Raw genomic sequence first — 22234 nt, 5'->3', positions numbered from 1 at the left:
TAAGTTTTAAAATTTAAACGTTAAACTGACAGGTTTTCAATCTGATTTTTAATTTCTGCAAGAAACCGGGTGGCTTCGCCTCCGTCGAGGGCCTGGTGGTTATATGTGAGCGAAAGCCCAATCATTGGAACGAAAGCATAAACGCCGTTTTCAATTTCCTTGGGGCGAGGCACAATGGTGCAGACACCCAAAATAGCAGTTTGTGGTAGGTTTATGACCGGGGTAAATACTTCTACTCCGTAATTTCCCAGGTTAGAAACAGTGAACGATGCTGCGGCAGGGCTTAACAGATCGGGATTTACATTTCCGCTGCGGGCTTGTGTTGCCAGTTGTTGCAGTTGAAATGAAAGTCCGGTAATCGAGAGGTCGTCTGCATTTTGCAACGTCGGAACCATCAGCCCGCGGTCGGTGTCAACAGCAAGTCCTAAATGTACCTTTTTGAACCATTTCATCTTGTCGCCCAGGTAGTGTGTGTTTACCTGCGGGAATTTTTCCAGCGCGCGTATTACTGCAAAACAAACCAGGTCGTTGATGGTCACGTTTTGAGAAACAGTTCCTTCAGTATAAGCTTTTTTGTATTTTTTGCGCAGCTTTTGTAATTGTCGTGCGTCGGCGCTGAGGTGGTGGGTAAGTTGCGCCGAGTTTTGCAGCGATTGGTGCATGGCTGTCGCAATCAGTTTACGAATATTGGGAATGGATTTTTCTTCGAAGTCGGCTCCGGTTTGAAGAACCTGCGCTTTTGGTGCTGCTGCCCTGGTTTCAGGCTGCGGTTTTTCAGTGGGTTTTTGAACGGGCTTCTGGGTCGGTTTTGCGGCAGATTCAACATCACGTGCGATAATTCGGCCACGCGGTCCCGAGCCTTTTATCGACTGAATATCTATTCCCATTTTTTCTGCCATATTTTTGGCCAGGGGCGAAATGCGAACTCGTTTTCCGGATTCGTTCTCTTCCACGTCGAATTCAACTACGTTGGGCGACTCTTCTTTTTGTTCAGTTTTAGTTTCCTCCTGCGCTGCCGTAGCTGCTTCGCTTCCGGGAGCATATTCGTCAACCGGTTCTCCCGCTTTTCCAATAACCGCCACGTTGGTAAGTACAGGAACTTCTTCGCCTTCTTCAAAAAATACAGCCAAAAGAGTTCCCTCTTCTTTGGCTTCTTCTTCAAATGAGGCTTTGTCGGTTTCGTAAGAGAAAAGCAGATCGCCCTCTTTTACTTCCTCGCCAACCGATTTGTACCATTGTCCCATAATACAGGATTCAACGGACTGGCCCTGGCGGGGCATCATTACAGGTGTTGCCATTTTTTCTTAAATTATTTTGTTTGACCTATTGTTACAAATTCGTTTACTTAGATTTTTTAATTCCCTTTAATAATAAGGTATTACAGCCGATATTATTAAGAGAGCTGTAAAAATATGAAGAATAACTTGTAAATACAAGTTGCTTTATTTGTTTTAATAAAATTTTTATTTTTGGGGTATGAATGAAAACGTGCCGCAATACCGGAAGTTATACGAGCTGCTTCGTAAGCATATCGTTTCAGGTGTTTATGAAGAAGGGGATTTGTTGCCCTCAGAGAATGAGTTGTGTGCTTTGCACGGAATGACCCGACCAACCGTTCGTCATGCGTTGGATACGCTGGTGAACGAAGGCCTTATTTTAAAGAAGCAGGGCAAAGGAAGTATTGTGCGAAAGCCGCCGCAGAATATCGGGATTTTGTCGATTTCAGGTACTGCTTCTGCAATTGGGGTGCGTTATTTGAGAACCGACATCCTACAGAAGCCGGAGTTGAGAAAGTGGCCGGATATGTTTCCGTTTGACCTGTCGGAGCCGGAATCGGAGTCGGGGTGTATTTATATGGAGCGGCTGCGGTATGTAGACGGGCAGCCTGTGTTTTACGACATTAACCGTCTTCCGAACATTAATCTTCCGCGTTTTACAAACCGTTCGTTAGAGAATAAATCGCTTTTTGAAGTTTTGCGCAAACATTACCAGGTGAATGTTTTGGGTGGCGAGCAGCAGTTAAAGGCAATTGTTCCCGACGCGCGTATTAAAAATATACTTCGTTTGAAAAGCGGGCAGCCGGTGCTTTACATCGAGCGAAAACTGAATACCAATAAAGAGGGGTTCAATATTTATTCTACCATTTATTTCAATTCGGAAAAACATACCATTTTCGGAAACTTCTGACTTTTTTTAGCGCTCAAAATTTGGAGAAACTGCATTCTTAATGGTTTAACCGACAATTTTTTCAATAAAAATTTTTGTCTCTTTTTATTAAATTCTACTTTTGCCGGAATTTTTGTTCCCAAATTACAGGGAACGACTTGCAATTGAACGGCGTAACATGGGAAACAACGTCATTAAACGTTAAATGAAACAAGTAAGCTTTGGGAAACATTGTTGATTTGGCCGAGAAAAAAGAACCGGTAAACATAAAGGGAGAGAGGGCTACTTTTGAGAACGAGAAATACGGAAGCCATCCGTTGAATGTATTTGATATTTGGCTGGCTGAGTCGGAGGTTCCTACTCCGCTTGTTATATATATTCATGGTGGCGGATTTGTTGGCGGCGACAAGTCAAAGTATTTCGAATCGGAAGATATGGTTCGTTTTCTTGCCGCCGGAGTTTCTGTTGCAACCATTAACTACCGGTTTATGACCGACGCTCCTTTCGGAATTAAGGCCAGTTTTTTTGACTCAAAAAGGTGTTTGCAATACATTCGGCACAACGCCAAAAAATACAATATTGATAAAACCCGGATTGCCTGCTCAGGTGGCTCAGCCGGTGCCGGCACTGCTTTATGGCTTGCTTTTTCAGACGACATGGCCGATCCTCAGAACGAAGACCCTGTACTTAGGGAATCCTCCCGGTTGACTTGCGCCGGTGCGTTTGCAACCCAATCGACCTACGATATTTTTCAATGGGAAAAAATAATTGGCATTCCCATATCCGACACACCTGAACAGCTTTGGAACATTGCAACGGCATTCGGTCTGAAAGACTTTAACGGCGTTGATTTGTATAATCAGAAAGAAATCAGGAAAGATTTGGATTTCCTGAGCCGGATGGATAAAAGCGACCCTCCCATTTTTGTTTATAACAGGCACAAAAGCGGAATTCCAACAAACGAGGATGAACTGAATCATCATCCGTTGCACGCAAAAGCCATAAAAGAAAAGGCAGACGCCGTGGGGTTGGAAGCCATTGTTTATGCTCCTGAAATTGGTATTGTCGATCCTTCCGGAAAAGATTTGGTTGACTTCTTTATGGAGAAGTTTTTTGAATAAATATTCATATCAAACGAATAGATTTTCAAATTTTTTTACAAACAAAAAACAGGATGCAAAAAGTTTTGTTTGCATTAACCTTCTGAATGTTAATTATTTTTGATGTTGTTCTTAGGGTTCGATACTAAAAATGTGATTTTTTTGATGAATTCGCACTGCTTATTTGCCTGAAAAATACACATCTTTGCAGTTAAGAAACAGATTAAAAGCATTTTGAATATGAAGGTTTTAAAGTTTGGCGGAACATCGGTAGGGTCGCCCGAAAATATGCGGGCTGTGATGAAAATAATTACCGATGGAGAGCAGAAAATTGTAGTGCTTTCGGCCATGTCGGGTACTACAAATGCGTTGGTTGATATTGCCGGATTGCTTTGGAAAAAGAACCGCGAGACAGCCAGTGTTTCAATTGGGCAACTTGAAGCAACTTATAAAAAGGTGGTTAAGGAGCTTTTTGAAAACGAGGAAAATGTTAAAAAAGGATTGAAGGTTATTCGTTCGTCATTTAATACCATAAAATCATTCACTTCAGGAAGATTCTCGCATGTGGGCGAAAATACCATTGTAGCTCAGGGAGAACTGATGTCTACTCAGTTGTTTACTCTTTTGATGCTTGAGAACGGCCACGATGCAAAATTGCTTCCGGCACTTGATTTTATGCGTATTGACGAGGAAAAAGCAGCAGACTCGCATTACATCAGGGAGAACGCAGAGCGCGTGCTGAAGGAGGTTGGTGCAGCACAATATTACGTTACGCAGGGATTTATCTGTCGGAATGCCAAAGATGAAATCGACAACCTGCAGCGAGGCGGAAGTGACTATACTGCATCGTTAATTGGCGCTGCTTTGGATGTTGATGAAATTCAGATTTGGACAGACATCGACGGCTTTCATAATAATGACCCGCGTTTTGTTGAAAATACGCAGAAAATTGAGCAGCTTTCGTTTTATGAAGCGGCTGAGCTGGCTTACTTCGGTGCGAAAATTCTGCATCCTCAAACTGTTTTTCCGGCAAGAGTACATGATATCCCGGTGAGGTTGAAAAATACATTGAATCCTTCTGATAGCGGAACTCTTATTACATCTGAATCGACAGGCACAGGAATTAAAGCTGTTGCCGCAAAGGACGGAATTACAGCCATAAAAATTCGTTCTGACAGGATGCTTATGGCGTATGGTTTTCTGAAGAGCGTTTTTCGCGTTTTCGAAAAGTATAAAACTCCGATTGACATGATTTCCACTTCGGAAGTAGCTGTTTCGTTAACCATTGACAATACAGATCATCTGAAAAGGATTAAGCACGATCTCGACGAATTTGGAACGGTGGAAGTGGACGAAAATATGACCATTATTTGTATTGTGGGGAATATTATTGCAGAAGAACGGGGTTTTGCTTCCAAGGTTTTTCATGCGCTCGACGGAATTCCAATCCGCATGATTTCGTATGGCGGAAGCCGCTATAATATTTCTGTTTTGGTGCCCCATTCGCACAAGGAGATAACTCTTCGGGCATTAAGTGAAAACTTATTGAATAACGGAAATTAGAAAGTAGTTTGGTATTCAGGTAAGAAAAAAGGCCGTCGTTTTGCGACAGCCTTTTTTTGTTTTGGGTGGTAGATGGGATTTGAACCCACGACCCCTGGAACCACAATCCAGTGCTCTAACCAACTGAGCTACAACCACCATTTATTTTGAGCATGCAAATATAATATTTTATTCGTTTCAATTCTCAAATTGTGGAAATTTCTAAGGGAGATTTTTGGCGGAAAAGCCTATTTTTGGTGAAAGACTGAAAGTTATGGCAGAAGCAAAATTTAACACTATCGTTTGTTTTGGCGAAGTTCTGTGGGATATGCTGCCTGCCGGAGAAAAACCGGGCGGCGCTCCAATGAATGTTGCCATACATTTGAAGCGGCATGGAGTGAATCCTTTTATGATTAGTGCAGTTGGAAATGATGCCGAAGGACAAAAGCTCAGTCGGTTTTTAGCCCGTTCGGGATTGGATTTATCGTTTATTCAGTCCGACGAAATGTTGCCCACCAGCAAGGTGTTGGTGCATCTCGATTCGGAAAGAAATGCAACTTACGAAATTTGTCAGCCCGTTGCCTGGGACAACATTCAATACACCGATGAATTGGGCGAGCTTGCCGCAAAAACAGATTTAACCGTGTTTGGAACTCTGGCTTTGAGAAGCGAACCTACCAAAAAAACATTGCTGAAGTTTTTGGAACAGTCACCCGGAAAACGTTTTTTGGATGTAAATCTCCGCCCGCCTTTTGATAGTCGCGAAATTGTTGAAGAGATGTTGTACCTGACAGATTTTGCAAAACTGAATGACGAAGAACTGCGGAAAATTGCCGGTTGGAGAGGCGTAACAGGCGATGAACAAGAGCTGGCCGGATGGCTCTCGAATTTCTATAAATGCCCAATTGTTTGTGTAACCCGCGGTGCAAACGGAGCAGCGCTTTTTATTGATGATGTGTTTTTTGAGCACCCTGGTTTTGAAGTAACAGCCGTGGATACTGTTGGTGCCGGAGACTCCTTTCTGGCAGGTTTAATTGTTGGGCTGTCTGCCGGAAATTCGCCGGAGAAAGCCCTGGAATATGCCTGTGGCGTAGGAGCGTTTGTGGCATCGCAACACGGCGCCGTGCCTGAATACCTGCCCTGCGATGTTGAAAAAGCAATAGCGAAAAACAGCGGATCTAGAAGTTAAGAATGTCCTTCAGGTTTTTGTACCCGGTTTTGCTCACCTTCAGCTTTGTTTTGTCGTGCAGTATTACGATGTAAGACTCTTTTTCGTATTGTTGTATTTCCTGTATCTCTTCCACTTTTACAATGTACGAACGGTGTATCCTGACAAAGTTTTTGGGATCGAGTGTGTTTTCGAAATACTTCATTGTTTTTTGTTTCATGTAACGATTTTCGGGCGTGTAAATCATCACATAATCGTCCATCGATTCGATGTACCGCACCTGGTCAACCGGAATGATATGTATTTTGTAGCGGTCTTTTACCACAATTCTGTCTAGCGGTTCTTCCTTCGGATATTCACTTACTTTTTCGGCAATATCAGAGTCGGAGCCTTCTGTTTTTATGCGTTCTGCAACTTTCCCAATTGCTTCAACCAGCCGGTCTTTTGAATAGGGTTTTAGCAGGTAGTCGGCAGCGTTGTATTCAAATGCTTTTAACGCATATTGGTCGTATGCTGTGGCGAATATAATATGTGGTTTGTGGTCGAGCAGTTCCAGCAATTCAAAACCGGTAATTTTTGGCATTTGAATGTCCAGAAAAACCAGGTCGGGTTTCATTTCGTTTATTGCTTTTACTCCTTCAAACCCGTTTTCGCATTCGGCAATCAGTTCAATGTTGTCCACATCTTCCAGAAAAGACTTTAGCAGGTTGCGGGCAAGTTCTTCGTCTTCAACAATTATGGTACGTATTTTTTCTGTCATGGCAGTTTATTTTTGTGGAATAGCTAAAGTTACTTTAAATTCTTTTTTGTTGTCTTCAACTTTCATGAGCATCGGATTATTGTAAATGATTTGAAGCCGGTCGCGAATGTTGCGTAACCCGATTCCTTCGCCTTTTTTACTGATGGAGTTAGGATCGTAATTGTTTGTAATTACAATTTCCAATGCATTGTCTTTTAGTGTTGCTGTTGTAATAATGTCAACCGGTTCGGTTGCTTCGTAAACGCCGTATTTAATTGCGTTTTCATAGAGCGGCTGCAATATCATGTTCGGAATTAGGGCTTCCATACATTCCTTTTCGATGTTGAAAACCGGGTTCAGTTTTGTTCCGAACCTTACTTTTTCGATATGCAGGTAGAGCTTGTTATTGTTGAGCTCTTCGCTGAAGGGCACTTTGTCGATCTGATCGTGTTTAAGCGAATATCGCATCAACGAAGAAAGATTAATGACCATTTCCTGAGCCTTTGCCGGATCAGTCATGGTAAGCGATGAAATACTATTCAGGCTGTTAAATAAAAAATGCGGGTTGATTTGAGATTTCAGTGCGTGCAGTTCCGCTTCTTTTACCAGCGATTTCAGCTTTCCTTCGTTTCGTAATTTTTCTTTAAAACCCTGGTAATAATTCACTGCATAAAAGAAAATTACAAAAGTGAGATACAAAATGTATCCGGTAAAAATATTGGACGCCAGATTGTTGTCTATCCATTGTTCGGGGTAGGGGTGAAGAAGTTTTATAATAACCACCCCCAGATACATCCAGATAAAAACAATTATGGTTGCTGCAATAAGGTGCGAAATTATGATTCTTCCGGGAGAGTAGTTTTCCAGCGTGCTGTACCTGATGACGTACCAGATTGAAGCTCCGATAATGCCAAAAGTGAATGGTAACGCGAATGCCTCGATGACTGCCATTCCCGGATCGAATCCGTACGCAAGCCATTTAAGCAAAACGCTGCCAGCTATAAACAACAGCCAAATCAGAACATAGTAAATAGCTAGTCGAAAGTTGGAGATGAACGGGTGTTTGAAGTCCATTTTAGTGATATTTTACTTCCACTCCGCCAAAGGCACAGAATCCTTTAATTACAAGTGTTTTTGCCGGATCGCAACTTACGTCGTGCACCGAAGCGCTACGTTTGTCAGTGAAAGCACCGAAAATTGCGGTCACTTCATTTTTTACGGTCCAGTCGGGCGGTACTTTAAAACCACTCCCGCCAAAAATTGCAACGCAGTCAATAACTGCCCCGTTTTCCGAAAGGCTGGATTGCCGCAGATCGTATTCGGCGCCGCCAAAAATGGATGTTATTTTTCCTCCCAGCAAATTTCTTGAATTGACAAAAATTTCTTTTCCCCCAAATATTACAAAATCGTCGAAATAATCCATCCCACGGCCCGTTGATTCAACCTCAGGGGGTTGAAGCCCGCGCTGACGGTGTGTTATGAGCAGAGCTACACCAACACCAATTATTAGTATTGGCCAGCCGATTTGTCGCAACTGGTACGGAATTGGAACCAACTCGTCGATGAGGAAAAAGCCACCGATAAACATCAGTATTGTACCGGCCGTCCGGTTGCCGGCAATAAACGAGAATACGCCGATGCCAATCAACAGCATTTGCCACGATATTAATACATCGGTCCATATATTGGGAATAAGGTCCAGTTTAACCAGAATCCAGAAAATTCCAATAACGATTAGAAATGATCCGAATAACACCCGTTTGTTTGAAACTCCTTTGTTTTCCATCTTTTTTCTGTAATTAGAGAATCTGAAATCAGATTGATGAATTTGCTTGTATAGATTCTGTTATTCTTGTTAAATTAGTTTGGCAATAAGTGCAACTCCCGCCCCAATTAGTATTACAGGAAGAATAAATGTAAGCGAAATGTGTGGGAATGCAAGAATTTTTGGCGCCAAGAAAAGGCCGCCCAACACAATTAAAACCAGCCCCGAAGACCGTTTGCCTGCCAGTAAAACCAGCCCAACCAGAATTAATATCATTTGCCACGAGAAAATAAAACTTCCCCAGTTGACAAACAGACTTTTAAATGGTAAAATAAGATTTCTCAGGTGGAGTCCCATAACTTCGAAAACCGACCCGAGTTTATGCAGCAGCCAGAGCACCCCCAGAATGATTAGTACTACGGCAAGGGTTAACCGCGAATTTTCCTTTGTTTGTTCATTCTCCATTGTTGCTGTCTTTATAATTGATGAGAGCAAATATAATAATAACCCCGGGCTTGGTGTTTAACATTCGGTTAACATGGGGAATGAATCGGTGAATGGTTTTATATATTATAAAAAAAGCTGTTCATTTTAAACGGATGAACAGCTTTTCTTTTTGAGTTGTATTTTTATTTATTCTGCTGCGCTTTTGCCCACGAATCGCGCAATGGAACAGTGCGGTTGAATACCGGTTTTTCGGTTTTGGAATCGTAGTCGAGGCTAAAATATCCCAGTCGTTCAAACTGAAAATGATCCAGCGGTTTAGACGCTTTCACAAACGGTTCGACGTAGCAATCCGGTAAAATTTTTAATGAATCCGGATTCAGGAATTCTTTAAAATCAACGTCTTTGTGTCCTGAAGGATCTTCGTCGTTGAAAAGCCTGTCGTAAAGCCGAACTTCAGATTTTACTGCATGTTTTGCAGAAACCCAATGCAGCGTGGCTTTCACTTTTCGTCCGTCGGGCGAGTTGCCGCCTTTGGATGCCGGATCGTAAGTGCAATGCAGTTCTGTAATTTCGCCATTTTCATCTTTTACAACGTCGGTACAGGTAACAAAATAGGCGTAACGCAGCCTCACTTCGCGGCCCGGTGCCAGCCTGAAGAATTTTCTTGGCGGCTCTTCCATAAAATCGTCCCGTTCGATGTAAAGCTCTTTTGAAAACGGAACTTTCCGGGTTCCCATGCTTTCGTCTTCCGGGTTATTAATTGCATCCAGTTCTTCTTCCTGATTTTCGGGATAATTGGTAATTACAACCTTCAGCGGATTTAACACGCCCATTACCCGTTGTGCTGTTTTGTTTAAATGTTCGCGAACGCTGTATTCCAGCAACGATACATCAATCATTCCGTCAACTTTGGTAACTCCAATGCGTTCCGAAAAGTTGCGAATGGATTCCGGAGTATAGCCACGGCGGCGAAGCCCTGAAATAGTGGGCATGCGGGGATCGTCCCATCCGTTTACATAATTTTCTTTAACCAACTCCAGCAATTTTCTTTTGCTCATGATGGTGTATGTAAGGTTGAGGCGGGCAAATTCGATTTGTCGCGGGCGGTAATCCGAGTCTTTCAACTGATCAATGAACCAGTCGTAAAGCGGCCGGTGCACTTCAAACTCAAGGGTGCAGATGGAGTGTGTAATTCCTTCCCAGTAATCACACTGGCCGTGTGCAAAGTCATACATTGGGTAAACACACCATTTGTCGCCGGTTCTGTGATGGTGGGCTTTCATTATACGGTAAATAATCGGGTCACGCATGTGCATGTTTGGCGATGCCAGGTCTATTTTTGCACGCAGTACCCGCGAGCCTTCATCAAATTCGCCAAGAGTCATTCGCCGAAAGAGGTCGAGATTTTCTTCCACTGTACGATTTCGGAAAGGGCTTTCCTGTCCGGGACGGGTAGGCGTACCTTTTTGTTTACTGATGGTTTCTGCGTCCTGATCGTCCACGTAAGCTTTGCCCTCATTAATCAATTTGATGGCAAATTCATGCAGCTTTTCAAAATAGTTGGAAGCATAAAACATTCTGTCTTCCCAGTCAAATCCCAGCCACCGAACGTCCTTTTGAATCGATTCAACGTATTCCATCTCTTCTTTTGACGGGTTGGTGTCGTCAAACCTCAAATTGCATTTCCCGCCAAATTTTTCGGCAATGCCAAAGTTCAGACATATTGATTTTGCATGCCCGATGTGCAGATACCCGTTTGGTTCTGGGGGAAACCGGGTGTGTACGCGTCCGTCGTTTTTCCCTTCCTGCAAATCTTTCTCAATTTGCGAATGAATGAAGTTTGATTTTTTTACCGGTTCTTTGTTCTCGGAGTTGTCTATCATGGTGCTTAATTTTTTATCCGCTGGTTTTCAATGTTTGCAAAATTAAAAAAAGGTTTCTCAGAACGATTAACGACCCGGTAATTTCTTTGCTTTTGACAGTTATTTTTAATTTCGCTCAAAAAAGTAAATGGGAATTGTTGAAATTGAAGGAATGCGCTTTTACGCTTACCACGGTCATTTCGAGGCCGAGCGCATTGTTGGCAACGAGTTTTTGGTAGATGTGTCGCTCGAAGCGGATTGTTCTGCGGCTGCTGATTCCGACAATCTGGAAGATGCGTTGAATTACCAGGCTGTTTACGACCTGGTAAAAAGGGAGATGCAGGTGAAGTCGCACTTGCTTGAACATGTTGCCGGTCGCATTCTTGATGCCCTTTATATTCAGTTTCCGTCTATTGAAAAAGCCCGAATTAAGGTCTCAAAACTCAATCCGCCCATGGGAGGGCAAATAGAAAAAGCTAGTGTTACGCTTTTTAGATGAAAATTGTTTCATTAGAGTTTGTGGGATCAATACATTTTTTCCTACATTTGCAAACCCAAAAACAAAACAAGGTTCCTTGGCCGAGTGGCTAGGCAACGGTCTGCAAAACCGTGTACGGCGGTTCGAATCCGCCAGGGACCTCAATACATTTTTGAAAGCCTTTGTAAATTAATTTTACGGAGGCTTTTCTATTTCGGGCATAGGTTAATATGTCTGCCGGAACTTTTTCTTGTTTAGAAGAAAAGCACGCTTTAACCGTATTTTTTGCCGATGCGTGCTTGATACAGCTCCTGCTACTTTTAGAAAGTAATCCAGTGTCCCATCAATTTTAAAATGTAAGGAGAGAGAATAGCTGTAAATATTCCGTTTATAATGAGCCCAATGCTTGACATTGCTCCAAAATTCGGACTAATTTCCATCGATTTGGAAGTACCAACTGCATGGGCTGCATTCCCCATCGAAAGGCTTTGTGCAATGGGGTTTTTTACTTTAGTCAGTTTCATTATGCCATAGCCGAAAATGGCTCCAAAAATTCCTACCACAATAACAACCGAAGCGGTAAGAGGCGCAATGCCGCCGATTGTTTTCGATACTTCAATGGCAATGGGCGTGGTAACCGATTTTGGCGCAAGTGAAAATATTATTTCTTTGGATGCTCCCATCATTTTGGCAATCAATACAACCGAAACAATACCGACTAAACAGCCAATCAACTGAGAAATAATGATGTGTAGTGCCTGCTTTTTTATTTTTTCCAATTGTTGATAAAGTGGTACGCCAAGGGCAACCACTGCCGGTTTAAGAAAGAATTCGATGTATTTTCCGCCTTTATTATAAACTTCGTAATCGATATGAAATACTATTAGAAATGGAATGATAATGGCAATTGTGATCAAAATAGGATTGAGTACTACAATGCCTGTCTTCTTCTGAAGTTTTTGAGCTCCAAAGTATATGATTGCCGTAAAAGCAATAATAACCAGTTCGTTTTGAAATATCCAGTTCATCTTGCAATCAGTTTTTCTCTTTTTGAACGATTCTTTTTGGTTCTTACTCTTAAGTGTTGGTGTGTCCATCCTGTTACAACCAGAACAATGATGGTGCTCCCGAACGATGCAACCAGAATTTCCCAGAACGAAGCAAAAATTAAGTCGTAATACAGCATAACAGCCACTCCGGCGGGAACAAAAAAGAAAGGCAGTGCGTTTACCAGAAAATCAGCGATTCCTTTTATCCATTCCAGTTTTATCCATTCTAATTTTAGTAGCAGTGTAAGTAGCAGCATTCCAATTATGCTCGAAGGTAGGTTTATGGACGTGAAATGAACTATTAACTCCCCAATAGCCAAACATCCAAAAATAATAGCACATTGTCGTATCATTCCTTATTTTTAATAAGACGGCGCAAAAGTATCAAAATTGTGGCCGACCGGCATTCAAAAAGCTTGTCGCAAACAATGTTCTCCGGTAATAATAATATGCTCTTTTTTAAAATTTTGTTTTATAGCGTTTTAGCGAATTTGTCGGCAGGTTAGACTAATTTAACGTACTGGAAATTGGGATGAAGAGGAGCGTTCGTCGGCGCCCCAAATGATACTTTCTGTATTTTTTAATTAACTGACGATTACTACACAAAGTAATGTATATCAGGTTTCTGTAGCCTTGTGTTTTGATGGAAACAGAGTTTTCCAACCTTTCTCCTTTTTGTTAATGCTCATTTCCCTTTGGCTGCAGCAGTTCTTGTAGAAGGGATTTCTACCGTTCCGGTTCTGCATCAAAGCGTTCGATAAAATCGGTAGAAAGCACTCTAAACTCTGTACGCCGGTTAATGGCGCGGGCAATTTCCTGTTGCTCTTCCGGCAATTTCAAAATAAATTCTTCGGTAAGTTCATCTCCTCGTTTCAGAAAATCGTACTGCCGGGCCAGGCTGCGTGTTACCGTTTTGGGCCAGGTTTCGCCGTAGCCTTTTGCCACAAGTCGTTGCGAACTGATGCCTTTTTCAATGAGGTAATCTACCACGCTTTGTGCACGTTTTTGCGAAAGTTCAAAGTTGAACTGGTCGCTGCCAACATGGTCGGTGTGCGACATAATTTCTATGGTAATTGTCGGGTTCAGCATAAGCGTGGCCACCAGCGTGTCGAGCGATGTTTTTGATTCGGGCAGCAGTTCCCAGCTACCAAATTCGTAATTAATATTTTCCAGGTTCACCGGCGCGTCGGTTGGCGTCAGGAAAAGTTCAAACCTGAAGTCTTTACTCTCTTCAAGTCCGATGGTGTTTGCAGAAGCTTTATCGCGCAGGAACCCATCTTTAAACGCAGCAAAAATGTATTCTGTTTCGGGTTTTAAAGTCATCTGAAATTTCCCGTTTTGCGTGCGCAGGCGGAGGCTGGTTCCGTCGGTGCCTATAATTCTTACATTTGCGCCATCAATCCGGGTTCTGTTTTCTTTGTTGAAAACCTCGCCTTCGACTCTGAAAATTTTGGGTGGGACCATAAAATCATACAGGTCATCGCCGCGGGAACCTTTTCTGTTTGAAGTGAACATGCCTTTGTTCTGGCCTTCCACAAATGCAATCCCAAAATCGTCGGATGGCGAATTCATCGGATATCCCATGTTTTCGACAACCCAGTTTCCTTCTTCATCTTTTACAGCTCTGAATATATCGAGGCCGCCCATTCCGAGGTGGTAGTTGGACGAGAAATAGAGTTCGCCGTTGTCGCGAATAAACGGGAACATTTCGTCGCCGGGAGTGTTTATTGGCGCTCCCAAATTTTCGGGGTTGACAAACGAACCTCCGCTTTTTTCGGCTTTCCAAATGTCTTTTCCGCCCATTCCGCCCGGCATGTCCGAAACAAAATAAAGCACTGAGCCATCAATGCTAAGCGACGGATGTGCTGCCACCAGGCTGTCGCCAACCACTTGCAGTTTTATGGGCTCAGACCACGAACCGCGCGATTGCGATGTGGTGTACAACTCTGTCCCCAGCGATTTGGTTTTGTCGTAACGGCTGCGTGTAAAAATCATTTGCTCTCCTGTTGACGAGAGGGTTGCAGCACCGTCTTCGTCGCCTGAATTAATAATCAGGTTTTCGTCCAGCAACTGCGGCTGTTCCCATTTCTGACGCTGAACACTGAACGTTGCCCGAAACAGGTCGGTGTAGTCCTGTCCGGTAATCATACTTTTCTTTTTCCCGGTAGCGGCCTGACGCGACGACGTGAAAATTATTTCGTTATCGCGGCCACCTACAAATACCGGGGAATAGTCGCTTTCCCGGGAGTTTATTTCTTTTATCGGATTAATAATATGCCGTGTGGGATTGGCAACCCATTCCTGGGTTTGTCTGATTGCTTCGAGGCTTGTCCGTGCCCTGTCGTCGCCCGGAACAGAGTCGAGAAATGCCCGGTAGGTTTCAATCGCTTCTTCGTATTTCTGTGTAAAACGAAACATTTCGGCCAGGTTGAAAAGCGCCTCAGGGTCTTCGTATCCTCTCCGAATAGCATTCTGATAATACAAGGCAGCCCTTTCGTAATCGCCAATGTAGTGGTAACATTCGGCAATGGCGTATGCATATTCTCTGCGCTTTGTTCTGTCTTTTTCTTTTCGGCTTGCTTTGTGGTACTTTTCAATGGCTTTGTAATATTCGCCTATCTGGTGCGAGAGCAACGCGTCGCGCCCCAATTTGCTGGCGCCACATGATGCCAGAACAACTGTAATGATTGAAAAAATGATTAACCTGACGTATTTGTTCATTCCCATTGTTGCTTTCGGAAAGTAAAAGTATATTATTTTTTTTATCGACTGTAAAAATAACGGGTTTATGGCATTTAAAGTATAGAATGAAAAAAAAGAGGCCCTGCAATTATTCAGAGCCCCTGTTTTAAAGAGAGTAGTTTCTTTTTAATTATCTGATAAATAATAGCTCGCGGTATTTCGCAAGTGGCCATATTTCATTATCAACAATTAATTCCAGTTTGTCGATATGGTAACGAATTTCTTCCAGGTAAGGCCTGATTGTTTCGTCGTAAGCCCTGGCTCGTTCAATGGCATCTTCAATTACATTGGCTTTCTTCCTGGCCTCAATCAGCTCTTTACCTTTTGCTTTAATAAATGAAATGTGTCTGCCAACATCTTTTATGAGGTCTAACCTTGATCCTGCCAGCTCTGCAAATTCTTCGTCAGAAAAAACTTCTTTAAGTTTTTTTACATTGTCAAGCAGTCTCGATTGGTATTCTACGGCAGTCGGAACAATGTGGTTAATTGCCAAATCGCCAAGCACGCGCGCTTCAATCTGAACTTTCAGAATGAATTTTTCATACTCCACTTCAACCCTTCCATGAAGTTCTGATTTGTTGAGCACTCCCAGCTTTTCGAACATTTTTATGATTTCTGGACGGCTGTAAACCGAAAGAGCGCCCGGCACACTGCCTATATTGGTAAGTCCCCTTTTTGCTGCCTCTTTTACCCACTCATCGCTATACCCGTCGCCGTTAAACCGAATGGGTTTCGATTTGATGATAAGGCTTTTAAGTACCTGAAATATGGCTTCGTCCTTTTTTGTTCCTTTTTCAACCAGTTTGTCTACTTCAGCCTTGAATTTATTTAGCTGGTTGGCCACTAATGTGTTCAGAACGATTAGTGCCGATGCGCAGTTTGCTGAAGAACCCACTGCCCTGAATTCAAAACGGTTTCCGGTAAAGGCAAATGGAGAGGTTCTGTTACGGTCGGTATTGTCGAGAATAATTTCTGGAATGCGGCCGATATTTAATTTGAGGGCTGTTTTTTCGTCCGGAGTCATTTTGCGATCAACAACCGATTTTTCCATCAGGTCGAGCATTTTGGAAACTTCCGAGCCTAAAAATACCGATAGAATAGAAGGCGGAGCTTCGCTTGCGCCCAGTCGCAATGCATTAGAAGCAGTAATAATGCTGGCACGCAGCAAATCCTGCCCGTCGTAAACAGCCTGCAATGTGTTTACCACAAATGTTAAAAATTGCAGGTTCGATTTTGGGTTTTTGCCCGGTTTGTAAACATTCACTCCGGTGTCAGTCAGCATCGACCAGTTGTTGTGTTTTCCAGAACCGTTTATTCCTGAAAAGGGTTTTTCGTGAAAAAGTACCCTGAATTTATGCTTCTTCGAAATTTTTTGCATGATGTCCATCAGCAGCTGGTTGTGGTCGTTTGCCAGATTGGCTTCTTCGTACAGCGCTGCAAATTCGAACTGGTTGGGAGCTACTTCGTTATGGCGTGTTTTTATGGGGATTCCAAGTTTGTACGCCTCGTTTTCCACATCCTGCATAAAATAGTTGGCACGGGTAGGAATCGACGAAAAATAGTGGTCGCCCAGTTGCTGATCTTTTGGAGAAGCATGCCCCATTAGGGTTCTTCCGGTTAAGGTCAGGTCGGGACGAGACATGAAAAACGCTTCGTCAATCAGGAAAAACTCCTGTTCCCACCCGAGGTTCACCTGTACCGATGTTACTTTTTTATCGAACAGCTGGCACACGCCGGTTGCTGCTTTGTTTACCGATTGCAAGGTGCGCAACAGCGGGGTTTTGTAATCCAGTGCTTCGCCGGTTAATGCAACAAAAATGGTTGGAATGGTAAGCGTTGATTCGCTGATAAAAGCCGGAGAGGATGGGTCCCACGCCGTGTAACCCCGTGCTTCAAAGGTTTGCCTGATTCCTCCGCTGGGAAAAGAAGACGCGTCGGGTTCCTGCTGTGCAAGCAACTTTCCCGAAAAAGCTTCTATTACTCCTCCCGAGCCGTTGTGCTCTATAAAAGCGTCATGCTTTTCTGCGGTTGAGTCGGTAAGCGGCTGAAACCAGTGAGTATAATGTGTTGCCCCGTTTTCCATCGCCCAGGATTTTATTCCCTGTGCCACCTGGTCGGCCATTTTACGGTCTATTGTTGTGCCGTTTGCAATTGCTTCTGTAACTGCGCTATATGCTTCTTTCGACAAATACTTCTGCATCTTGTATTTATCGAAAACAAGTTTCCCGAAGTAATCCGAAATAAAGGCGTCTTCCCTTTCTGTTTCAACCGGTTTTCGGTTTAAAACCTCTTTCAGCGCTTCAAATCTGAATTGTCCCATATTGTTGAAGTTCAAATACGTTTTTATGTTTTGTCCAAAAATAGTATTTATCCCTCTTCTTTCTGAGGTTGCGCTGTTCTATTATTAAAAATGATGACATTATATTTAAAAACAAACCATTGTTTTTTCGCGGAAAATCCAGATCAGAAAAACATGTGTTAAATTTGTACCCGGTTCAATTACTTTGAGGGACAATACGTTTATAAAACTACTTGGATGAATAAATCAGAGATTCTGGATAGAGTTCAAAGCCTGGAAACGAAAAAAGTAAAAATTGCATTTTCGGATATCGATGGCATTTTGCGCGGAAAATATATTCATAAAGAAAAATTTTCGGATGCCGTAAAAAACGGCATCGGCTTTTGCGATGTGATTTTCGGGTGGGATTGTAACGATAAGTGTTACGATAACTCTGAAATAACAGGTTGGCATACCGGTTATCCCGATGCCAAAGCCAGCATCGATTTGGCAACCTTCAGGGAAATTCCGTGGGAAAACAACACCCCGTTTTTTCTGGGAGATTTTGCCGACGACGCAAAATACGAAGAAGCGGTTTGCTCCAGAAGTTTGCTGAAAAGGGTTGCCCGGAACTGCCACGAAATGGGTTTTAAACCGCTGTTTTCGCAGGAGTTCGAATGGTTTAATTTTTTGGGAACCCCCAACGAAATAGCTGCCGGGAACTTTGAAAACCTGGTGCCGGCTACTCCCGGAATGTTTGGTTATTCCATCCTCCGCACATCGTTAAACAGCGATTATTTTAATGACCTTTTTTCGCTGATGGGGAAATTTGGTGTTCCGCTGGAGGGGCTGCACACAGAAACCGGCCCCGGAGTTTTGGAGGCCACAGCAATTTACGACGAAGTGCTACATGCCGCCGACAAAGCCATTCTTTTTAAAACTGCGGTTAAAGAAATATCGTACCGGCACAATTTTGTTTCAACTTTTATGGCAAAATGGAACCCTGAACTGCCGGGCAGTGGCGGGCATATACATCAGAGTTTGTGGAACCTGGAGCAGACGAATAACCTTTTTTATTCTGATGCAGATTCGGATAAAATGAGTGGGCTAATGAAACACTACATTGCCGGCCAGCTTAAATGTCTGCCCGAAATTCTTCCCATGTTTGCTCCCAATCCGAACAGCTACCGGCGTTTGAGCGGTGGCGATTGGGCGCCGTCTACGTTAACCTGGGGCGTTGATAACCGCACTGCATCTATTCGTGCAATTCCCGGAACGCCGCGTTCCGCCAGAATTGAAACCCGTGTGCCCGGTGCAGATACCAACGCTTACCTTGTAATGGCGGCTGCTCTGGCTTCGGGATTGTACGGAATTAAGAAACGCCTGCTGCCCGGTGAGGCAACTTTGGGAAATGGGTACACCGACAAATCAAAAGGTGTGTTACCCACGAGCCTCGAAGAAGCAACCGAGAAAATGGCAAAATCGGAAATTGCAAACGAGCTGTTTGGTGACGCCTTCGTAAAACATTTTACTGCTACCCGCCGGTGGGAGTGCCGTCAGGCAGATTCCGGTGATCCAAAATGGGAGTTGAAAAGGTATTTTGAAATTATTTAGTTTATTTTGGAGCACAAAAAAAACTGAAACCGAAAGATGGAAAGACTGGACTATGTGCAGATTATAAAGCTGGCCTGGAAGGAATTTGATGGCGACAGGCACGAAATAAAAAGGGTTTTTGATGTAAGTGCAAAAGTCTCTACAAATCATGTTTACAAAATTTCTTTTTACGAACGCGAACCTGTTTTTGCCAAGCTGTCGGAATACGGGCAGTTCGAAGATTTCAGGGAAGACCACATCATTATAAATAATCTGGCCAATAATCTGGAATACCCGTACCAGATGTTTCTGGCGCAGTCGCTGGTAAAACGAAACGAGCTGTTTATTTACCGCTATCATGAACCCGACCGAAGTGCCTGGCTTGTTTTTTATAACCCCATATTGATACGTGAAAAAATGCCACGCCGCCTGAACGAAAAGCAAATTCGGAAGCTTGGCCGCGAGTTGGCGCGTTTTCATAAAGCGTGTACCAATGTGTCGAATCAGCTTCCGCTATCTTCAAAAAATGTTGTTGTAGATATTCAGCGGCTGAGGCGCTCTATCAATAAGAACGAAATAAAAATGTGCGATAAGCACCGGGAAACAATTCTTCGGCAAGCCGACTGTTTTCTGGAAAATACAGACCGGATTAACGCCACTAAAGAGGTGGAGGTAATTCCGGTTTTTGTGGATTGGAACATCGGTAATTTTTCGGTAACCGGCGACGGTAAATTTTATTCGCGATGGGACTACGACTGGTTTAGAATGTCATCGAGGGTAATGGATTTTTACTTTTTCAGCCGGGTTGTATCCGATGTTGGCGACCGCACTGTTTTTAGCTACCTGGTGGATACACTCATGGAAGATCGTTTTATGATGTTCCTGAAAGAATACCACCGGATTTTCCCGCTTACAGAGGCGGAAGTTCTTCTGATAAAAGAAACATACCGCTTTTTTATCCTGAATTATGTGATAAAAGACGGACCCTATTTTTTTAGAACTTACTATTCCAATAAGCTCATAAAAGAGGCTTACGATACTTATTTCCCGGCCATGGACGCCAATTATCGTGTAGAGAAAATAATGAAGACATTAAAAATGTAATCGGATGTTGCGAGTTAAAAGTTTTAGAAATGTTGTTAGAAATTATAAAGTAGTTTTTTTTGATGCTTTTGGCGTGCTGAAAAGTCATCGGGGACTGATTCCCAATATTAAAAGCACTTTTGAGTACCTTGAGCGAAAGGGAATTTTGTATTATGTGCTAACCAACGATTCGTCGAGAAGCCCGGAAGAACTTTCCCGTTGGTACGTGGGGCACGGACTGGAGTGTATCACCACCGATAAAATTTTATCGTCGGGAATGCTGGCCATGGAATTTTTTCAGACAAAATTGCACGACGGAAATGCTGTGGGATACCTCGGAACCAGGGCTTCGGCGCATTATCTTGAAACGGCCGGGTTGAAAACCGTATCTATTTGCGACATCGATCTGGATAATCTGGATCACATCGAATCATTCGCTTTTCTAGACGATGAGGGCTTCGACTGGAATGTGGATATCAACAAAACCATTAATCTGCTACGCAAAAAAAACATGAACGTGGTGGTTGCAAATACCGATAAAAATTATCCCATCAACAAAAACGATATTTCAGTTGCCATTGGGGGTTTGGCAGATCTTGTGGAGAAAATATTGGGTAAAAAATTCATTCGCTTTGGCAAGCCCGATGCGCAAATGTTTGCACTCGCTTACGAGCGTGCTCTCCAGGATATCGATATAAAAAGGAATGAAATACTGATGGTGGGCGACACGCTTTTTACCGACATCATCGGCGGAAACAAGTTCGGAATGGATACTGCGCTCGTGCTTTCGGGAAATACCCTGCCCGAAATGGCGGCTGTCCGCATAAAAAGCTCGGGAATTATTCCTACTTATGTTTGCGAATCGGCAGTTATTGAATCCTGAAAAGACAGTTCCCGGTTTTTGCAGGGCTTGGTTTGTTTCTTTGAATTAAAAAAATGTGGCACCCGGAAAAATGGAGTCCGGTTTGAAAATTGAGCCATGCACACAGATGTCAAAATTGATTTCGTTACTGCCCGTAAAACTATTGAAAAAACCGATGCGCTAGTTTGTTCCGGAGATTTCCAATACCACAATTTCAGACCGGCTGTTGGTTCGGATGGGTGGCCCCCATGTACCATAGCCGGAAGAAACGTAAAAATGGGTGTCGTTAATTTTTCCGTATCCTTTGCCTATTTCAAACAGGGAGCTGATGATGTAATTGAACGGCCACATCTGTCCGTTGTGCGTGTGCCCCGAAACCTGCAAATCAACATTGTGTTCAGCAACTTCTGCAAGTTTGTAAGGCTGGTGGTCGAGTAACAAAAACGGCTTTTTTGCATCGGCGCTGGCAAGCAATTCGTTCAGTGTTTTTCGGGGTTTCCCGTACATTTTTTTTGCGGTAATGTCTTCGCGCCCGGCAATGGCAATTCCGTTGGGCAAAAATGCAACGCTATCCCTGAGCACGGTAATGTTGTGATTCTCCAGATACGTTTGGGCAGCAACTGCATTTCCGTAAAACTCGTGGTTTCCCAAAACAGCAAAAACACCGTATTTTGTGTTGAAGTTTTTCAGCAGGTCGCCCATGTTGTTTTGAATTACCGGACCAAGGTCTTCATCAAAAACATCACCGGCGAGCAGCACCACGTCTGCATTTTGGTTGTTAATCAGTCGAACCAGTCGCTCAAGCCGTCCGTTGGAAATCATCATCCCAAGGTGAATGTCCGAAGCCAGAACAACTTTCAGTTTGCCATCGGGGATTGCTTTGTTTATTTGAAAAGAAACCTTTTTTATGGTCGGAGTTTTTGCGTTAATGTAACCGCCAATCAGAATAACAGAAGAAAGAAGGTAAACAATAAAAGCAGCTGTTTTGCCTTTCTCTCCGGCCCAGCTGAACCGGAAAAACTCACTTATATTGAAAAGACCGTTTATCCCACGGAGCAGGTCTGCCAAAAGAAAAAGCAGGGTGAGGTACACCATTGCACCTAACCACCAGGAGCCGATTTTTATAAAGGGTTCGGCAATTGCCATTGCACCGGAACGCTCGGCAAAACGTCCGATAAAATAGGCAAAAGCAATCACCCAGAAAAGTATTGTAAAAATCCACCAGCTTGCATTTCCCGACGTAAAAATGGTGCTTGTTCTCGAAAAAATATAGAAGTTAACCAAAAGGTTGATGAAAAATACGATGACAAAAAACAGCATAAAATTTCTTCTTTCGTTCATTTAAAATTTGTTTGATAAA

At 43.1% G+C, this 22234-nt stretch carries 19 protein-coding genes and 2 tRNA genes; 9 read left to right on the top strand and 12 right to left on the bottom strand.

The features are described 5' to 3' along the window. Positions 1–20: 20 nt before the first annotated feature. Positions 21–1298: a dihydrolipoamide acetyltransferase family protein gene (locus tag BUB08_RS07550; RefSeq protein WP_073000391.1), complete on the bottom strand. Its 1278-nt coding sequence runs from the start codon at positions 1296–1298 to the stop codon at positions 21–23. Between the two features lie 178 nt (positions 1299–1476). On the opposite strand from BUB08_RS07550, the gene BUB08_RS07545 reads away from it, so the two are divergent. From BUB08_RS07545 to BUB08_RS07535, 3 genes are all read left to right on the top strand, one after another. Continuing rightward, the gene (locus tag BUB08_RS07545) at positions 1477–2187 is read left to right on the top strand and encodes a GntR family transcriptional regulator (protein WP_073000389.1); all 711 of its coding nucleotides are present in this window, start codon (positions 1477–1479) and stop codon (positions 2185–2187) included. Between the two features lie 200 nt (positions 2188–2387). Beyond that, complete coding sequence (locus tag BUB08_RS07540) at positions 2388–3287, top strand: alpha/beta hydrolase (RefSeq protein WP_073000388.1); 900 nt, start codon at positions 2388–2390, stop codon at positions 3285–3287. 219 nt (positions 3288–3506) lie between these two features. Continuing rightward, complete coding sequence (locus BUB08_RS07535) at positions 3507–4829, top strand: aspartate kinase (protein WP_073000386.1); 1323 nt, start codon at positions 3507–3509, stop codon at positions 4827–4829. A 63-nt stretch (positions 4830–4892) separates the two neighbouring features. On the opposite strand, the gene BUB08_RS07530 is transcribed toward BUB08_RS07535, so the two are convergent. Then, positions 4893–4968 (bottom strand) — tRNA-His (locus BUB08_RS07530). 114 nt (positions 4969–5082) lie between these two features. Here BUB08_RS07530 and BUB08_RS07525 point away from each other — a divergent pair. Beyond that, positions 5083–5997 carry a carbohydrate kinase family protein gene (locus BUB08_RS07525; protein ID WP_073000385.1) on the top strand — a complete coding sequence of 305 codons (915 nt, stop codon included), beginning with the start codon at positions 5083–5085 and terminating at the stop codon, positions 5995–5997. Here BUB08_RS07525 and BUB08_RS07520 read toward each other — a convergent pair. The 5 genes from BUB08_RS07520 to BUB08_RS07500 all read right to left on the bottom strand — a co-directional run bounded on the left by BUB08_RS07520 (position 5987) and on the right by BUB08_RS07500 (position 10810). Next, positions 5987–6736: a LytR/AlgR family response regulator transcription factor gene (locus tag BUB08_RS07520; RefSeq protein ID WP_073000384.1), complete on the bottom strand. Its 750-nt coding sequence runs from the start codon at positions 6734–6736 to the stop codon at positions 5987–5989. The two genes, BUB08_RS07525 and BUB08_RS07520, sit on opposite strands and share 11 nt — an antisense overlap. Before the next feature lie 6 nt (positions 6737–6742). Beyond that, entirely contained in the window at positions 6743–7789 is a 1047-nt protein-coding gene (locus tag BUB08_RS07515) for a sensor histidine kinase (protein WP_073000382.1), read from the bottom strand. Between the two features lies 1 nt (position 7790). After that, positions 7791–8501, bottom strand: a complete 711-nt coding sequence (locus BUB08_RS07510) for a LiaF transmembrane domain-containing protein (protein ID WP_073000380.1) — start codon at positions 8499–8501, stop codon at positions 7791–7793. A gap of 69 nt (positions 8502–8570) precedes the next feature. Continuing rightward, positions 8571–8945, bottom strand: coding sequence for a LiaF transmembrane domain-containing protein (locus tag BUB08_RS07505; protein WP_073000378.1), 375 nt, complete (start codon positions 8943–8945; stop codon positions 8571–8573). Positions 8946–9109: 164 nt separating this feature from the next. Further along, the gene (locus BUB08_RS07500; protein WP_073000376.1) at positions 9110–10810 is read right to left on the bottom strand and encodes a glutamine--tRNA ligase/YqeY domain fusion protein; all 1701 of its coding nucleotides are present in this window, start codon (positions 10808–10810) and stop codon (positions 9110–9112) included. Positions 10811–10937: 127 nt separating this feature from the next. On the opposite strand from BUB08_RS07500, the gene folB reads away from it, so the two are divergent. Next, complete coding sequence (gene folB / locus BUB08_RS07495; protein ID WP_073000374.1) at positions 10938–11288, top strand: dihydroneopterin aldolase; 351 nt, start codon at positions 10938–10940, stop codon at positions 11286–11288. A 70-nt stretch (positions 11289–11358) separates the two neighbouring features. Continuing rightward, a tRNA-Cys gene (locus tag BUB08_RS07490) sits at positions 11359–11429 on the top strand. A 158-nt stretch (positions 11430–11587) separates the two neighbouring features. Here BUB08_RS07490 and BUB08_RS07485 read toward each other — a convergent pair. The 4 genes from BUB08_RS07485 to BUB08_RS07470 form a co-directional block, all read right to left on the bottom strand. After that, positions 11588–12295: an LrgB family protein gene (locus tag BUB08_RS07485; RefSeq protein WP_073000372.1), complete on the bottom strand. Its 708-nt coding sequence runs from the start codon at positions 12293–12295 to the stop codon at positions 11588–11590. Then, positions 12292–12669 carry a CidA/LrgA family protein gene (locus BUB08_RS07480; RefSeq protein ID WP_073000370.1) on the bottom strand — a complete coding sequence of 126 codons (378 nt, stop codon included), beginning with the start codon at positions 12667–12669 and terminating at the stop codon, positions 12292–12294. The genes BUB08_RS07485 and BUB08_RS07480 overlap by 4 nt, the downstream gene beginning before the upstream one ends. Before the next feature lie 373 nt (positions 12670–13042). Next, complete coding sequence (gene porE / locus BUB08_RS07475) at positions 13043–15037, bottom strand: PorE family type IX secretion system protein (RefSeq protein ID WP_073000869.1); 1995 nt, start codon at positions 15035–15037, stop codon at positions 13043–13045. A 151-nt stretch (positions 15038–15188) separates the two neighbouring features. Beyond that, positions 15189–17378, bottom strand: coding sequence for a glutamine synthetase III family protein (locus BUB08_RS07470; protein ID WP_073000368.1), 2190 nt, complete (start codon positions 17376–17378; stop codon positions 15189–15191). Between the two features lie 216 nt (positions 17379–17594). Here BUB08_RS07470 and BUB08_RS07465 point away from each other — a divergent pair, with 216 nt between their 5' ends. The 3 genes from BUB08_RS07465 to BUB08_RS07455 are packed head-to-tail and all read left to right on the top strand — an operon-like array spanning position 17595 to position 20895. Continuing rightward, positions 17595–18950 (top strand): glutamine synthetase family protein, encoded by a 1356-nt coding sequence (locus BUB08_RS07465; RefSeq protein ID WP_073000366.1) that lies wholly within the window; start codon positions 17595–17597, stop codon positions 18948–18950. A 36-nt stretch (positions 18951–18986) separates the two neighbouring features. Then, positions 18987–20033, top strand: a complete 1047-nt coding sequence (locus tag BUB08_RS07460) for a hypothetical protein (RefSeq protein WP_073000364.1) — start codon at positions 18987–18989, stop codon at positions 20031–20033. A gap of 4 nt (positions 20034–20037) precedes the next feature. Further along, complete coding sequence (locus BUB08_RS07455; RefSeq protein ID WP_217651573.1) at positions 20038–20895, top strand: HAD-IIA family hydrolase; 858 nt, start codon at positions 20038–20040, stop codon at positions 20893–20895. Between the two features lie 159 nt (positions 20896–21054). Here BUB08_RS07455 and BUB08_RS07450 read toward each other — a convergent pair whose 3' ends face one another. After that, on the bottom strand, positions 21055–22215 hold the full coding sequence (locus BUB08_RS07450) for a metallophosphoesterase (protein ID WP_073000362.1): 1161 nt from the start codon (positions 22213–22215) through the stop codon (positions 21055–21057). Between the last annotated feature and the right edge of the window lie 19 nt (positions 22216–22234).

The organism is Mariniphaga anaerophila, assembly GCF_900129025.1.
GTDB lineage: Bacteria > Bacteroidota > Bacteroidia > Bacteroidales > Prolixibacteraceae > Mariniphaga > Mariniphaga anaerophila.
The sequence above is the reverse complement of the archived record's forward strand: the minus strand, read 5'-3'. Positions and strand labels throughout refer to the sequence as shown.